Genomic DNA, 15,615 nt, shown 5'->3' on the forward strand with positions numbered 1-15,615 from the left:
CGAGGACGGGGGGTGCCGCCCGGGCAGGTGGGGTTGCCCGGGCGGCGGGGTGGGTCAGGAGGTGACTGCGGTGACCGCGTCGGACCAGATGGTGGCGGCTTCGTCGATTTCGGCGGGGTTGACGACGAGGGCGGGGATGAAGCGGACGACCTGGCCCCAGGCGCCGCAGGTCAACAGCAGGAGACCCCTCCTTGCTGCCTCCTGCTGTACGGCGGCCGCCGTGACGGGGTCGGGTTTGCCGTCGGCGTCGCGGAACTCGTTGCCGATCATCAGCCCGAGCCCGCGCACGTCCGTGATCCGCTCATGCTTGTCCGCGACCAACTGCAGCGCCTGCTTGAGCTGCGCACCCCGCTCGGCCGCGTTCTGCACCAGTCCCTCGTCCCGAATCACGTCCAGCGTCGCGATTGCCGCCGCGCACGCGACCGCGTTGGCGCCGTACGTCCCACCCTGCGAACCCGGCCACGCCTTCTCCATCAGCGCGGACGACGCCGCGATCCCCGACAGCGGGAAGCCGGACGCGAGTCCCTTCGCCGTGATCAGGACGTCCGGGTGCGAGCCGAAGTGGTCGCCACCCCAGAACTTCCCGGTCCGGCCGAATCCCGTCTGCACCTCGTCCACGACGAGCAGGATCCCGTGCTGGTCGGCGCGTTCCCGCAGCCGGGCGAAGAACCGCTCGTTCGCCGGCACGTACCCGCCTTCGCCCAGCACCGGCTCGACGAAAAACGCGGCGGTGTCCGCCGGCGTACTCAACGTCTGCAGCACATAGTCCAACTGGCTGAGCGCGAAGTCCGTCGCCTGCTCAACCGGCCAGCCGAAGTGTCCGGGATCCGGGAACGGCGACACATGTACGCCGGCCATCAGCGGACTGAACCCGGATCGGAACTTCGTCCCGGATGTGGTCATCGACGCCGCAGCGACCGTCCGGCCGTGGAATCCACCGTGGAAGACGATCACGTTCGGACGGCCGGTCGCCTGCCGGCTGAGTCGCAGCGCCGCCTCGACCGCCTCGCTGCCGGAGTTCGCGAAGAACATCCGGTCGAGGTGGCGGGGGAGGACCTCGCCGAGCCGCTCGACCAGGGTGAGCAGCGGGCGGTGCATGACGGTCGTGTACTGCGCGTGGATGATCTTGCCGACCTGCTCCTGCGCGGCCGCGACGACGCGTGGATGGCAGTGCCCGGTCGACGTCACCCCGATGCCCGCCGTGAAGTCGAGATACCGCCGATCGTCCTCGTCGAACAGCAACACACCCTCGCCGCGGGCGGCGATCACTCCGGTTGCCTGTTTCAAGACCTGCGACAGCTCGGCCACGGCGGATCCCTTCACACGTCCGGTCAAACACACGATTGTCAACCGTAAGATTGTCGACAATCCAAGCCTAACCCAGCCCCCTGCCCTGTCAATGGACACCGCCGCGCACAGCGGGCTCCCGCCGTACGCGAGCACGAGCCCCCTGCGCGGCGCGCCGGAGACGGCGGCCGCCCGGCTTCCTGCAGCGTGTCTCGGTGCGTGCTGCTTCTGCACGGGGGTACGGCGGGTCGCCGGGGTGCGGCGGGATGCCGCGGCGCATCCCCGCGTGGGTACGGCGGCGGAAGGAGTTGGCGCCGTACGAGGGTGTGGGGGTGGGTCAGCGGTTGGTCAGGCGGGTTATGGCGTCGTCCATATGGGCCATGAGGAGGTCGTCGGCTAGGAGGTAGTCGCCGGCTGCGATGGCTTCGGCGAGGGCTTTGTGTTCGCCGATGCGGGCTTCGGAGAGGGTGTAGGTCTCGGCGAGGGCGTGGATGCACATGCGGGTCTCGGTGATCGAGGTCGCGTGCATGCGGGACAGGCGCGGGCTGCCGGCGAGTTGGACGAGGCGTTCGTGGAAGGCGATGTCGAGCTCGCTGACTGCGGCGGGATCGCCCTCGGCGGCGGCCATCTGCTCGACGATGGCGAGCAGTTCCTTGCCGGCTGCCTCGTGGTCGCCGTCGGCGATCCGGCGCGCGGCGGCGCGTTCGATCGCCTCGCGCGCCAGGTACATGTCCCGGACGTCGTCCGGCGTCATGTCGATGACGAACAACCCGCGGTTGCGGATCGAGACCAGCAGCCCCTCCTGGGTGAGCCGCTGCATGCCTTCGCGGAGCGGACCGCGGCTGACGCCGAGCTTGCGGGCCAGGTCGGCCTCGCCGAGTTGCGCGCCGGGCTTGAGCTCGCCGTGGCTGATGGCCTGGCGCAGCTTGTCGGCGATGATGCTCGGCGTCGACTCCTGCGCCAACGGCTCGATGAAACTGGTCACGCGTATGTCCCCCTCGCTGAAAACAATCGGCCCAAGCCTGGCAGTGACGGTACCGGGCCGGTCAACTCCAGGCCTTTCCACACCGTCACCTGGTTGGCCGTGAGTACCGGCTTTCCGACCGCGGCCTCGAGGTCGTCGACGATCTGCAGCGTGTGCATCGCGGTGTCGGGGACCAGGATCGCCTCGGCGTCCGGGTGGTCCGCGGCCTTCACCATCGCGACCACCCGCTGCGGATCGAGCGTGCCGACCTCGGCCGCGGTGATGATCCCGTGGCTGCCCATCGCGACCACCTCGACCCCGCCGGCGGTCAGGAACCGGACGAAGTGCGTCGCGACGTCTTCCGGGTACGACGCTGCCACGGCAACCCGCCGTACGCCGAGAGCGCGGCAAGCATCGACGAACGCTAGCGAGGTCGACGACGCCGGCACGCCAAGCGCCTGAGCGACACCGGATGCCTGGTTGCGGGCGCCCTCGGGACCGAAGACGAAACTGCCGGACGTGCAGGCCCACATCACCGCGTCCGGCTTGGCGGCCGCGAGTTCGGAGGCGCCTTCGGTGAGTCGCTCGGCGCGGCCCAGGTCGAGGAGTGCGTCCACCCGGTGCGCGTCCTCGCCGACCGACGTGATCACGACCGGCAGTTTGATCGAACCGTCCAGTCGCGCCTCGAGCGCCGGGTAGTCGTCCTCCGCGCTGTGACCGGGATAGAGCAGCCCTACCGTGACCATCCGACCTCCTGTCTCGCACCGCACCGAACTGGCTCACCGCACCGAAATAGGTAGATTGTCGACAATCTTACCCCCACGCGATCACGCAGGAGATCCATCGCGAAGCGTGCAGGTAGCGGTCAAAAGCTGTCCGGTTCCCGGCCTAGCGTTATGAGTGTCCGGGACCCAGCGAAGGTGCTCTGGTAGCGAGTGAAGGGCCTCCCGGAACCGACTGAAGGTGTCCCGGGAGCGAGCGGAGGGTGTCCGGGACCCGGGCGAAGGCGTTCCGGTGAGGGAGTGAGGGGCGTTCGGGGCCGAGGGACGGTGTCCCGGGAGCGGGTGAAGGGTGTCCGGGACCCGAGTGAAGGGGTCTCGGGAGCGAACGCAGGTGTCCCGGGACCGGGTGAAGGTGTGCTGGAGAGCGACTGCAGGCGAGTGGAGGAGAGTGGGATGGCGATTCCCGAGGGGTATACGACCGTGACGCCGTGGATCATCGGGCCGGACACGGACGGGTTGATGGATTGGCTGACGCGGGCGTTCGGGGCCGAGGAGATCGATCGGGTGGTGGGTCCGGACGGGCGGATCGGGCACGCGGAGATGCGGATCGGGAACGCGATCGTGATGATGTTCGACGCCAGGCCGGAATGGCCGGCGACGCCGGCTTTCCTGCGGCTGTACGTCGACGACGCAGAGGCGGTGCACGCGCAGGCGGTCGCGGCGGGCGGTACGTCGGTGACCGAGGTGACGCACCTGTTCTTCGGCGACAAGGTGGGCCGGGTGCGGGATCCGTACGGCAACCTCTACTGGATCCAGACCCGCATCGAGGAACTCACCGAACAGGAGATGCTGGACCGCCTCGCCGACCCCGATTTCACCCGCCGCATGGAGTACGTCCAGGGCGCCGACTTCTTCCCCGGCCGCTAAGCCCTAGCGCCACGCCAACCCCGTCAAGGCCGCAATCCCGCGAGGGAGATCCACAACACAAAGGGACATCCCCTCCGGTGGCGGGGCGGTGGCGGGGCGGTGGCGGGGCGGTGGTGGTGCGGGAGTCACGGGGCGATGACGGGGGCGGTGGCGGTGGCGCCGGGAGTCACGGGCGGGAGTCGAGCGGCGGGAGTCACGGGGCGGGAGTCGAGCGGGGCGGCAGTGCCTGTGCTTGGGCGGCACCGCGGGCACGTCGGGCCGATGTCGATCGGGGGCAGCTGAGCAGGCGGAGGGCGGTGAGGGGGTAGGTGTGGGCGGGGCGTCGAGCGGGGGCGGTCGTGGCTGCGGCGGGCGGGTGGCGGCGGCAGGTCGGGGCGAGGTTGGTCGGTGGTTAGCTGAGTAGGCGGAGGGCGGTGAGGGTGTAGGTGCGGGCGGCGGTGATTAGGTCGGCGACGGGGACGGACTCGTTGGCGCGGTGGGCCTGGGTGGTGACTGATCCGGGGCCGAGGACGACGACTGGTACGGCGAGGTCTCGGGCGACGTACCCGCCGTCGCAGGCTGCGGTCCACCCGGCGAGCGGGAGGTCGGGACCGCCGGCGTCGACCCGCGCTGCCTCGACCACCCGCACGAGGTCCGCGTCAGCCGGCGTCTCGAAGGCGGGCATCTCCATCGGCATCTCGAGGTCGACCGACAACCCGCGATCCTCGAGCCGCAACGCCGCCACTCGGGCTCGCAGATCGTCGAGCACCGCAGCCGGCGACTCACCGGGCAGCAGCCGGCGATCCGCCACGATCACGCACTCGGCGGGCACGATCGAGCCACCCGTGCCGCCGTTGATCTGGCCGACGCTCCACGTCGCCGGGCCGAGCAGCGGATGCGGGTCGGCAGCAAGCTCGGCGTGCAGCCGCTCGATCTCGGCCACCACCGCGGCGGCACCGTAGATCGCGTTCGCGCCGTCGTCCGGATTGCCCGCGTGACAGGCCCGGCCGTGGATCGCGACCCGAAGGTACGAGTCGCCCCGCGCCGCGATGATCGTCTGCAGGTCCGTCGGCTCAGCGGTGATGCAGCCGGCGAACGCGCGCGGCCCGCCGGCCACGTACGACCGGATCCCCTTCCCCGTCTCCTCCTCGTCGACCACGGCAGCGAGCTCGACCGGGCCGCTCAGCCCGACGCCGCGAAGGGCGGCCTGAGCGACCAGCGCGGCCGCGAGACCGCCCTTCATGTCCGACGCGCCACGCCCGTAGACGCGGCCGTCCTTCACGACAGCGCCGTACGGGTCGACCGTCCAGCCGTCGCCCACCGGTACGACGTCGGTGTGCCCGAGGATCAGCAGCCCCGGACCGTTGCCCCCGGCAAGCGTGATGCTGACGTTGTCCCGCCCGGGCTCGACGGTCGTGGTGACCACGTCGAGCCCGAGCTCACGTCCCGCCGCCGCCAGGACCGCGACGGTGGCGGCCTCCTCGCCGGGCGGGTTCTGTCCGGTTGCCTGCAGCAACTGACAGGTGACCCGCACCAGCAGCTCTTCGTCGATCCGGTCGAGCACACTCTGTTCGGCGGGCGTCATGAGGAACAAGCTTAGGCGGGCCCCGAAGCCAAGTACGCACGCCAGCCGCCGAAGGCCGTGATGTCCCGCGCCGGGTCCGCGCCGTCCGCCGTACACACGAAGCCGAGGATCTGCCGCCCGTCCGAGAGTTCCAGCGGCCCGATCGCCAGCGGGGGCGCGATTGTCTGCGCGAACCCGCCGAGCTCCGCCGCCGGCACGCTCCACACCTCCACCTCGATCCCCGGACCGGTCCCGCGACCAGGCGTCAGGCCCGGCCGCGGCCCGTCGACCAGATACATCCGGTACGACGAAGCAGTCCGCGCGTCACCGATCAGCCGGGCACCACGTCGTACCAGCTCCGCGTTCAAAGGCTGGCCGGACAGATGCGCACCGGCGACCGCCAGCAGAACCTCGTCGCCGGGGGACTCGAGCGGCGCGGTGTCCTCACCACACCACACAGCGGCGAGATCGATCAGCACTCGATCGTGACCCGCCGGCGCGAGCAACTGAATGCCGAACGGCAGCCCGTCGGCCCGGTCCGGACCCGGGAAAGCGACCGCGCACAAGTCGAGCAGGTTGACCATGTTGGTGAAGCGCCCGAGCCGGCTGTTCACGCCGATCGGATCCGCGGCCACCTCGGCCAGGGTCGGATGTCCGTAGGTCACCGGCAACAGCAGCGCGTCGAGTTCCGTCCACAGCTGCTCGCTCGCCCGCGCGAGCGTCGCGAGCCGGTCGAACCCCGCAAAGGCGTCCGCCGCCGTCAACATTGCCCCATTGTTGACAATCGACCGCACAGTCGGGTCCACCGCCGGAACGTCGTCCAGCTTGTCCCCGAAGGCGAGCCACCGCTCGGCCAGCCACGGACCGGAATACAGCAGCTCCGCCGCCTCGAGCAGCGGCCGCACGTCCACCTTCACCACCTCGCCGAGCCGATCGACCTGAGCGAGCGCCTCCTGCCAGGCCTCCTCGTGCAGCGGATCGAGATCCAGATCCAGATCCGGCACGCCGATCACCGCGCGCCCCGGTGTCCGTCCAGAGGAGACACCGGCCGACCGCGCCCCAGGGCGTTCACGTGGTAGCGAGGAGGCCCGCCGCGACCAGGCGTCGTCCGGATCGAAGGCAACCATCACGTCGAACGCCCGGCGTGCAGTCGCGACCGAGCGAGCCATCACCGTCACGCAGTCCAGCGAACGGCAGGCAGGTACGACGCCGCGCGCCGAAACGAGACCGCGTGACGGTTTAATGCCGACAATCCGATTGAAGGCGGCCGGCACCCGCCCGCTGCCAGCCGTGTCGGTGCCGAGCGCGAAATCCACCTGCCCCGACGCCACCGCGACCGCACTGCCCGAGCTCGAGCCGCCTGACACGTGCTTGTCGGAAAACACCGAGTGACAGGCGCCGTACGGCGATCGCGTGCCGACCAGCCCGGTCGCGTACTGATCCAGGTTCGTCTTCCCCAGCGGTACGGCGCCCGCCGCGACCAACCGGTCGACCACGAACGCGTTCCGTTCGGCCGGCTGATCGTTCCGCGGATCGCCGGCAGTGGTCGGCACCCCGGCGAGGTCGATGTTGTCCTTCAGCGCAAACGTCAGGCCGTGCAGCGGTCCCGCCGCCGGCGCGACCGGGTCGACCCGGGTGATCCAGACACTCACGCACCCCACCTCGCCCGCTCGGCCTCGAACGCGGCCCGCCGTCGGGCCCGCACTGTCGCGATGTCCACAGGTGCCTCCTGCTCGATCCGGCGTACGTCGGCAATCGAGAACGTCGACGGGCTGACCCGCAGGTCGGCCCGCCCGGCCGCGATCTCGGCCCGCTCGTGAGCGAGCTGTTCCGCAGTCACCGGAGTGAATCTGATCAAGTCGAACTGCCGCAGCAACCAGGGCTGCTCGTCGGCGGGCGACAGCCGCCACACCGGGACGGTGCGGCCGACCAACTGGTACCCACCCGGCCCTTCCATCCCATACACGCACAGGTAGATCCCGCCGATCCCGACCGCGTTCTGCGGCGTCCAGGTCCGGGCCGGGTTGTACTTCGTCGTCACCAGCCGGTGCCGCGGATCGATCGGTACGGCGACCGGCGCGCCGAGGTAGACGTCGCCCAGCCCGACCACCAGGTACGTCGCGGCCTGGACGATCTCGAAGACCTCGTCACGTGCGGTCAGATCGTTGACCCGCCGGATGAACTCCACGTTGTCCGGGCACCAGGGCGCGTCCGGCCGCACAGACGTCGCGTACCGCCGCATCGCCTCGTGCGCCTCCGGATGGTCGAACGCGATCGGCAGGATCACCTCGCGCGCCGGCAGCACCACCGTCTCCGGATCCGCCAGCCCGGCTGCCAGGAAGGCGAGCCGCTCCGCCAGTTCGACCAGGCCGAGCCGGTCCGAGTCCACGGCGACGAGCAGCGACCGCACGCCCTCGACGATCTCGGCGACGCCGGCCGGCCGATCGTCCCGCAACGCCTGTGCGAGCAGGTGAATCCACACCCGCACGGTGAGGTCGAGCTCAGCCGGCCCGGCCTCGACCAGCAGATGCCGTTCGCCCGCACACCTGATGGTGTACGGCGGTACGCCGTCCGACCGATGCAGCACCTCCGGCCGAGCAGCCCCGCTGACCGGAGCCACCGCCGGGGCAGGTGTCTGACGGAGATCTGCCAACCAAGCACGTCGTACGGCGATCGCCTCGGCCGCGGCATCGAACGACACGGGCACCAACTGGACGGCGTCACCGGCGCGCAGCTGACCAAGCATCCAGCGATCGGCCTCGATCACCACAGCCGGTACGACGAAGCCGCCAAGCGAAGGCCCGTCCTTGCCGACGATGACCGGGGTGTCGCCGGACAGCATGATGCCGCCGACCGGGTACGCGGAGTCGTGCACGTTGGACGGATGCAGACCGGCCTCGCCGCCGTCGGTCCGGGCCCACTGCGGAACCGGCCCGACGAGCCTGACCCCAGTGCGGTCCGAGCGATGGTCGACAATCCAATCGGTCCCGAAGAACGCCTCGACGCCTTCATCTGTGAGGTGGTCCGGAGCACCGTGCGGACCCGGAATCACCCGCAGCTCCCAACTGTCCGAGATGCTCGGCAGCTCGACGGAGATCGGGCTGAGGAGGTTCTCGCGCCGACCGAGCTGAAGCTGGTCGCCAGCCGCGAGCGGCCGGCCGTCGTGGCCACCGAAACCGCCGAGCACGAAGGTGGACCGGCTGCCCAGGACCCGCGGAACGTCCAGGCCGCCTTCGATCGCGAGGTAGCCGCGCGTACCCGGCCCGTCGAGTGGGCCGACGTCCAGCACGGCGCCGGCGGGAAGCCGGACGACCATGCCAGGCCGGACCCGGAGCCCGTCGATTGTCGCATTGTTGACAGCCCCGCCGACGCAGACCAGACGGTCCTCATCGCAGGTGAGCACCGGGCCGGCCAGGACGCATTCCAGACCGGCTGCGTTGTCGGGGTTGCCGACGGCGGCGTTGATCAGCGCGAAGCTGAGCTCGTCGGCTGCGCCTGAAGGCGGTACGCCGACATCCCACAGGCCGGGCCGTCCGGCTCGGTCCTGCACAGTCGTCTGGATTCCTGGGCTGGTGATCGTGATGATCGCCAACGTCACCACCAACCCAGCAGCTGTACCGGCGTCGGATTCCAGCCGTTGCAGGGATTGTTGACCTGCGGACAATTGCTGATCAGCACCAGGATGTCGCGGCTCGCTGTGATCTCGACGTACCGGCCCGGCGCGGACAGGCCGTCGTCGAACTTCAGGTCGCCGGCTGAGGTCACCGGCACGTTCATGAAGAAGTTGACGTTGTGCGTGAGTTGGCGCTGTCCGATGCCGGCCTTCGCGCCGTAGTACAGGAAGGTCTGGCGGCAGGCGTGCTGGTGCCGCGTGTGTTCGCCGTACCGGATGACGTTGCTTTCCTGCGAGCAGGCGCCGCCGACCGTGTCGTGCCGGCCGCAGGTGTCGCCGCTGATGACCGCGAGCTCGTCGAGTCTGGTCGACAACAGGCGCGATCCGGTGGTCAGGTAGACCGCACGCTGTTCTCGGATCGTGTCGAAGGCCGAGTAGCGGTTGTCGATGTCGTACGCGTCGTAGAACAAGGTGTCGACGGCCTGGTTGCCGTGCAGGTCGACAATCCGCAACCGGCCGCCGGCCGGGACGGTGACGAGCGCGCCGTCGCCCGGTTGGACGACCGTGTCGAGACCGGTGGTCGTGTCGAGCACGGTCATGCGATCAACTCCCGGGTCAGCTCGAGCGCGCGCACCGCTTCCTCGCGCAGCGGCGGGTCCGTTGGGTCTGCTGTGCCGAGCTGTACGGCGATCGCGCCCGACGGGCCGTCGGACAACGGGTGCGGTGCGGTGGAGATGAAGACGAGGAGGTCCTGATCGGCTCGGAGGACTACGGTGTCGCCGGCTCGTGCGTGGTCGGGGACGACGGCCAGCGAGGCGCGGGGGTCGTCGGCGATGGCGACCTTGGAGAAGAAGTTGATGCAGGCGTGCAGGTCGGCCTGGCCGAGGCCGTGTTTGGCGAGTTCGATCAACAGCAGCCGGTCGGGGAGGAGGCCGGTCAGGCAGTCGTGCCAGTCCAGGCTGGAATCGAGCACTGTCGCGAGCGCGAGCCCGCGGTCGGACATCAACACCATGCCCGGCCGGATCCGCGCAGACATCTGCGCCTTCAACGTGTCCGGAATGTTCAACCGATCAAGCCGATCCGCACCAACAACAAGCACAGACGCATTGGCCCCGTCAGCAAGCGCAGTAAGCGTCAGGCTCCGCCCGGCCCGAACCGGAACCGACCACACGGCCCCACCGGGAATCTCGCGGTTCATGCGCCGGCTCCTTCTGGTTCGGTGAGGGCCGGGGTGGTTGGGGCGAGCACGCCGATGGAGGCGTGGTAGGCGGTGCGCTGGACGCGGTAGGCGATCAGGCCGCCAATGGCGACGATGGCCAGGACGATCAGGGGGAGGTAGTGCAGGTACCAGCCTTCGCCTGCCGGGTCGTAGACCTCGGCGCGTGGCCAGCCGAGGTTGATCGCCATCGCGAGCCCGTAGGTGACCGCGATGATGTTGACAATCAGACCGAATCGACCGAGTGAGAACAGCGGTTTCCCGTTCTCGTCGACCCCGGACGCGAGCCCGTTGCCGGTCAAGCGCCGTACCAGCAAAGGTGCGGTGACCATGAGGTAGGCGACGTACAGGAGCATGATGCACACGCTCGCGAGGCCGAGGAACAGACCGGCGTTGCCCACGTTCACCAGCAGGCACACGGCGGCGAGCACTCCGGGCACGATCGTCGCGGCGACGGGCGTGCCGGTACGACGAGACACCTGACGCAACAGCCCCGACGCGGGCAACACGTTGTCGCGCGCCATCGAGAAGATCATCCGGGCGGCCGCGGTCTGGATCGCCAGCGTGCACACGCACACCGCGACCGCGACGTCGAGCAACAGCAGCTTCCCCGGAGTCGTGCCGAGCCGGCTGGTCAGCACGTACGGAAGCCCTTGGGTGGCGAGGTCGCCGTCGGTCAGCGACGGTGCCGCCATCAACGCGGCGACGATCAGGAACGCGCCGCCGATCCCGGACGCGACGACCGCGCGGAGGATCGTCCGCGGCGTGGTCGCCCGCGGCTTGTGCGTCTCCTCCGACAACTCGCCCGCACTGTCGAACCCGACCAGCACATAGGCCGCCATCAACGCCGAGATCAGCAGCGGTACGACGTACCCGGTGCTGCTGTCGAGGTTCGTGGTGTGCAGTACGACGGACGGACCGCGCTCGGCCTGCATTGTCAACAACACGACAATCAACACGACACCCACGAGCTCACAGGTCACGCCGGCCGAGTTGACGATCGCGGTGATCCGCACGCTTGTGGCGTTGAGCACGGTCGTCGCCGCGAGTAGCAGGCAGCCGAGTACGACGGCATTCGCGGCGCCATCACGCGACGCGAGAGTGGAGTCGGTGCCGATCAGCTGGAAGCCGGACCAGACCGCGGGCAGCACGACCTGCAGGGCGATCGCGGCCGCGGCCAGCGTGATGATCTGGGCGATCACCATCGTCCAGCCGGCGATCCAGCCGACGACGGCGCCGCCGAGCCGCCGCGCCCACTGGTAGATCGCGCCGGACAGGGGATAGCGCGCGGCCAGTTCGGCGAAGCACAGCGCGACCATCAGCTGGCCGGCCAGGACCGCGGGCCAGGTCCAGAAGAACGCCGTACCGCCGAAGCCGAACCCCAGCCCGAACAGCTGGAACACGGTGGTCAGGATGGACACGAACGAGAAGCCGGCAGCGAACGACGCGTAGCTGCCGACCCGGCGCGAGAGCTGCTGGGGGTAGCCGAAGCGGCCCAGGTCCTCCGCGCTCGGCGAGGTCAGTGTTTCAGGGGTGGCTGACATTCCGGCCTCCGTCGGATCGGCCCGGAATGCACACGGCAACCCGGGGCCTTCAAGGCCTCCCGGGCTTTTGTCCCGCCGTGGAACGGCGCCGTCGCGAACAGCGCCGCCTCCCCTCTCGGACCAGACCTGCCGAAGCCGGCAGCGGAACCCTAGGGGCGCCCCGCCAACGTCGGCGGGTCCTTTTCAGTTCAGGGGGCCCCGGTTTCAGCGGCGCGCGTGGTGTGTAACACCTGCGTAAACGAATCCTCTCAGTCGGCCTGGATTCTTGAGAGGACTGGTGAGGGGTTGCTTAAGGCAACAGTTTGTCCGCGGCGCGGCGGAGGCGGGCGACGCCCTCGTGGATGCGGTCGGGCGGGGTGGAGGCGAAGCAGAGCCGGAGCGCGTCGGTGAAGCGCTCGGTGGGGGAGAAGGCCGGGCCAGGGATGAACGCGACGCCTTCGGCGAGCGCGATCTCGAAGAGCTCCGCGGTGTCGACGCCGTTCTCCAGCGTCACCCAGAGGAAGAAGCCGCCCTCGGGGTCGGTCCAGCGGGCGATGTTGCCGAAGTGTTCCTGCAGCGCCGCGTGCATTGCTTCCTTGCGCCGCCGGTACTCCGCGCGCTGCGTGACCAGGTGGTCCTCGAGATGCCCACCCTGCAGGAACCCGGCGAGCAGCCGCTGGGCCGGCAGGTTCGTGCAGGTGTCCATCGCCTGCTTCGCATTGATCAGCAGCGGCTGCAGCTCGGGGTCAGTGTCCACCCAACCCACTCGCAGTCCGGGCGCGACAATCTTCGAGAACGTGCGTACGGCGAACACCAGCGGATCGCCGGCGGCGAGCTCGCGGATTGTCGGCAACGGATCGCCGGCGAATCGCAGCAGCCCGTACGGATCGTCGTCGATCACCATCGAGCCCCAGGACCGGGCCAGATCGAGGAGGCGGTGCCGTCGCTCGAGCGAGAGCGTTGCGCCGGACGGGTTCTGGAAGGTCGGGATGGTGTAGATCGCCTTGGGTCGGCGTCCGTCCACCAGTTGCTCGAGCTGGTCGACAATCATCCCGTCGTCGTCGACCGGGACCTCCAGCAACTGGGCGCCGTACGAGAGCGCGGTCGCGCTGCCGTTCGTGTACGTCGGTGACTCGACGACGACCAGGTCACCGGGGTCGACGAAGAGCTTGCAGAACAGGTCGAGGCCCTGCATCCCGCCGGCGGTGATGGTGAGGCGGTCGGCAGTGGTCTCGTCGCTGGTGCCGCGGAGCGTCTCCAAGAGTGCCTCGTGGAGCGGCGGGTCGCCTTCGGTGGCGGCGTAGTCGTACGCGTCGGCGCGGCTGAGTTGGTCGGCGGCGATGCCCGCGAGGATTGTCGACGGGACGGCTTCCGCGGCGGGGGAGCCCATGGCGAACCGGACGATGTCGTGGGTCTGCTTGTGCAACAGCGACGTACTCGAGTCGATCACCGAGCCGACGAGACCGGTGACGCGCTCGGCGTACGGAAGAGTCTTCGCTGCACCACGGGCTTCCTGCGTCACCTGGGCTACCTCCTGATCCGTCACCTGGGCTACCTCCTGATCGTCAGTTCGTGGGACAGGTCGGTGAGTCGCTCGACGCCGTCGTCGGTGACCACGATCGGCTCGGACAGCTCGTATCCCCAGCCGTCCATCCACATCCCGAGGATCACGTGGAACGCCATCCCGGCTTCGAGCACGGTGCTCTCGCCGGGGCGCAGGCTCACCGTGCGCTCACCCCAGTCGGGTGGGTAGCCGATGCCGATCGAGTACCCGATTCGCGAGTCCTTCACCAGCCCGTGCGCGGCGATCACGTCGTTGAAGGCGGCGTGTACGACGCTGCCGGTGACACCTGGTCGGATTGTCGACAACGTGGCTCGCATACCTTCGGCCACCACCTTGGCCGTCTCGCGCAACCGCTGCGGTGGGTCGCCGAGCATCACTGTGCGGGCGAGTGGAGCGTGGTAGCGGCCGAACACGCCGGCAAGCTCGATCGTGGTCGCCTCGCCGGCTCGGAACGGGCGGTCGGTCCAGGTGAGGTGCGGCGTACCGGCGGCTTCACCGGTAGGCAGCATCGGGACGATCGCCGGGTAGTCGCCGCCGTGTTCCGGGGTGCCGATGGCTTGGGCGGCCATGATCTCGGCGACCAGGTCGCACTGCCGGCGACCGGGGCGGAGCTGGTCGAGGGCGATCCGCATCGCCTGCGCTGCGATCGAGCCGGCGATCCGGAGCTGGCGCAGCTCGTGCGGTGACTTGACCAGGCGGATCCAGTTCACCAGCTCGGCCGAGTCGACCAGGCGGTGCCCGGGCAGACCGTTGCCGAGGGCAAGGTACGCGCGGGCGGAGAAATAGTGCGCGTCACCCTCGATGCCGATGTCGGCGCCGGGCTCGATGAGGTCGCGGATGCCGACCGCGATCCAGTCGTAGGGGTGGACGTCGGGGCGGTGAACCAGGTCCTCCGGGTAGCCGTGGATCTGGTCCGCGCGGAGATTGCAGGTGTACGCAGCCCCGGCCGCGTCCATGGCGCGCGCGAACAGGTGCGGTTCGCCGTCGGCGGGGACGAGCAGGCATTGCGGGGTATAGAAGGACCAAGCGTCGTACCCGGTCAGGTAGAAGAGGTTGGCGGGATCGCTGACCACCAGGGCGCCGAGCCCGCGCTCGCCCATCGCCGTGCGCACTCGCCGCAGTCGCCCGGCGTACTCACCCGGCTCAACCGCCTGCACCAGCAGGTCCGGCACACCCTCACCCCCTGCCGATTGCAGATTGTCAACAATACGACGAAGCCTAACCCCAGATCGACTGAAGCAGAACCCCCGTCAGACCCGACCCGCATGCCGTCGGACCACCGTGCCGCGGCCGCGTGCGTCCGAGGTGGGTTTGATCCGCCAGCGGCCAGCCCGAGCGGGGCCTGGGCTCGAGTGGGACCTGGGATTGGGTGGGGCCTGGGCTGGCGTGGGCCTGGGATTAGGTGGGGTGGGGGCTCGAGTGGAGCCGCTGGGTGGGGGTGGTGCTGGGTGGCGGGCGGGGGTGGGGCTTGTGGGTGGTCGGGTCAGGTGAGGAGGTGTTGGCCGGGGCCGATGGGGGTGTGGCCGGTGAGGGAGAGGGCGGACCACATGGTGACTTGGTTGGCGGTGAGGACTGGTTTGCCTACGAGGGCCTCTAGGCCGGGGATGACGTCGTACGTCGGGAGGTTGGTGCAGCTGATGAAGATTGCGTCGGCGGAGCTCGTATCGATGCTGCGGACGAGTTCGACGATCGCCTCGTAGGGGACGGTCCAGATCTGGGCGATCAGGCCGAGTCCGGCGGTCGCGACCACCTCGACTCCGGCTTCGGCGAGGAACGCGGTCAGCAGAGCGGTGAGATCGTCGGTGTACGGCGTGACCGTCGCGACCCGGTTGATGCCGAGGTGACGCAAGGCCAGCAGTAGTGCGCCACTCGTCGTCACGGCAGCCGGTGCGCCGGCGGCGATCATCGCGTCGACGAGCGCGACCTCGCCGGCGAGGCCACCGACGAAGCTCCCGGAGGTGCAGGCGTACGCAACGGCCAGCGGCGCCACCGGAAGGACGTCGGTCGCGGCGCGGGCGATCAGCTCCGGATCCGAGATGTGCACCGCCATCTCGAGGGTTGCGGCGAGCGGCGCGTACGGCGTCCGCGTGAGATGCAGCGTCACGTCGTCCGGGACCCATCGCCAGAGCTCGCGATCCAGCGCGAAGTCGTACGGCGCGACGACGCCGATCCCCGTTTGCAGCAGCGGAGGCGTCGACGCCGGCAGCGGGTGGGTGGAGGGGCGGACCGTCATGAGAGTCAGTGTGCGACTGAGGC

13 protein-coding genes and 1 riboswitch are annotated in these 15,615 nt (G+C 69.6%); of the genes, 1 reads left to right on the forward strand and 12 read right to left on the reverse strand.

Annotated features, from left to right (window positions below; genetic code table 11):
• Positions 1–54: 54 nt before the first annotated feature.
• The 3 genes from ACIBL3_RS38200 to ACIBL3_RS38210 form a co-directional block, all read right to left on the reverse strand.
• The gene (locus ACIBL3_RS38200; protein WP_396358809.1) at positions 55–1,335 is read right to left on the reverse strand and encodes an aspartate aminotransferase family protein; all 1,281 of its coding nucleotides are present in this window, start codon (positions 1,333–1,335) and stop codon (positions 55–57) included.
• Between the two features lie 289 nt (positions 1,336–1,624).
• Positions 1,625–2,272 (reverse strand): GntR family transcriptional regulator, encoded by a 648-nt coding sequence (locus tag ACIBL3_RS38205; RefSeq protein WP_396358810.1) that lies wholly within the window; start codon positions 2,270–2,272, stop codon positions 1,625–1,627.
• Positions 2,269–2,997, reverse strand: coding sequence for a maleate cis-trans isomerase (locus ACIBL3_RS38210; RefSeq protein ID WP_396358812.1), 729 nt, complete (start codon positions 2,995–2,997; stop codon positions 2,269–2,271). The genes ACIBL3_RS38205 and ACIBL3_RS38210 overlap by 4 nt, the downstream gene beginning before the upstream one ends.
• 429 nt (positions 2,998–3,426) lie before the next feature.
• Between ACIBL3_RS38210 and ACIBL3_RS38215 the strand changes: the two genes are divergently transcribed.
• Positions 3,427–3,900 carry a VOC family protein gene (locus ACIBL3_RS38215; RefSeq protein WP_396358813.1) on the forward strand — a complete coding sequence of 158 codons (474 nt, stop codon included), beginning with the start codon at positions 3,427–3,429 and terminating at the stop codon, positions 3,898–3,900.
• A 391-nt stretch (positions 3,901–4,291) separates the two neighbouring features.
• Here the strand turns inward: ACIBL3_RS38215 and ACIBL3_RS38220 are convergent, their stop codons facing one another.
• The 9 genes from ACIBL3_RS38220 to ACIBL3_RS38260 form a co-directional block, all read right to left on the reverse strand.
• A complete protein-coding gene (locus ACIBL3_RS38220; protein ID WP_396358815.1) occupies positions 4,292–5,464 on the reverse strand; it encodes a M20 family metallopeptidase in 1,173 nt (390 codons plus the stop codon).
• A gap of 11 nt (positions 5,465–5,475) precedes the next feature.
• Positions 5,476–7,095: an allophanate hydrolase gene (gene atzF / locus ACIBL3_RS38225; protein WP_396358816.1), complete on the reverse strand. Its 1,620-nt coding sequence runs from the start codon at positions 7,093–7,095 to the stop codon at positions 5,476–5,478.
• Positions 7,092–9,044 carry a 5-oxoprolinase/urea amidolyase family protein gene (locus ACIBL3_RS38230; protein WP_396358922.1) on the reverse strand — a complete coding sequence of 651 codons (1,953 nt, stop codon included), beginning with the start codon at positions 9,042–9,044 and terminating at the stop codon, positions 7,092–7,094. The genes atzF and ACIBL3_RS38230 overlap by 4 nt, the downstream gene beginning before the upstream one ends.
• The gene (locus ACIBL3_RS38235) at positions 9,038–9,655 is read right to left on the reverse strand and encodes an urea amidolyase associated protein UAAP2 (protein WP_396358817.1); all 618 of its coding nucleotides are present in this window, start codon (positions 9,653–9,655) and stop codon (positions 9,038–9,040) included. Before ACIBL3_RS38235 ends, ACIBL3_RS38230 begins: the two co-directional genes overlap by 7 nt.
• Complete coding sequence (locus tag ACIBL3_RS38240; protein WP_396358818.1) at positions 9,652–10,254, reverse strand: DUF1989 domain-containing protein; 603 nt, start codon at positions 10,252–10,254, stop codon at positions 9,652–9,654. Before ACIBL3_RS38240 ends, ACIBL3_RS38235 begins: the two co-directional genes overlap by 4 nt.
• Entirely contained in the window at positions 10,251–11,816 is a 1,566-nt protein-coding gene (locus ACIBL3_RS38245) for an amino acid permease (protein WP_396358819.1), read from the reverse strand. The genes ACIBL3_RS38240 and ACIBL3_RS38245 overlap by 4 nt, the downstream gene beginning before the upstream one ends.
• A 54-nt stretch (positions 11,817–11,870) precedes the next feature.
• Positions 11,871–11,980: riboswitch (guanidine-I (ykkC/yxkD leader) on the reverse strand.
• 125 nt (positions 11,981–12,105) lie between these two features.
• Positions 12,106–13,341, reverse strand: coding sequence for a PLP-dependent aminotransferase family protein (locus ACIBL3_RS38250; RefSeq protein ID WP_396358820.1), 1,236 nt, complete (start codon positions 13,339–13,341; stop codon positions 12,106–12,108).
• A gap of 5 nt (positions 13,342–13,346) precedes the next feature.
• Positions 13,347–14,531: a M24 family metallopeptidase gene (locus ACIBL3_RS38255; RefSeq protein WP_396358821.1), complete on the reverse strand. Its 1,185-nt coding sequence runs from the start codon at positions 14,529–14,531 to the stop codon at positions 13,347–13,349.
• Positions 14,532–14,842: 311 nt separating this feature from the next.
• The gene (locus ACIBL3_RS38260; protein ID WP_396358822.1) at positions 14,843–15,592 is read right to left on the reverse strand and encodes an Asp/Glu racemase; all 750 of its coding nucleotides are present in this window, start codon (positions 15,590–15,592) and stop codon (positions 14,843–14,845) included.
• Between the last annotated feature and the right edge of the window lie 23 nt (positions 15,593–15,615).

This window comes from Kribbella sp. NPDC050124 (genome assembly GCF_044460355.1).
GTDB lineage: Bacteria > Actinomycetota > Actinomycetes > Propionibacteriales > Kribbellaceae > Kribbella.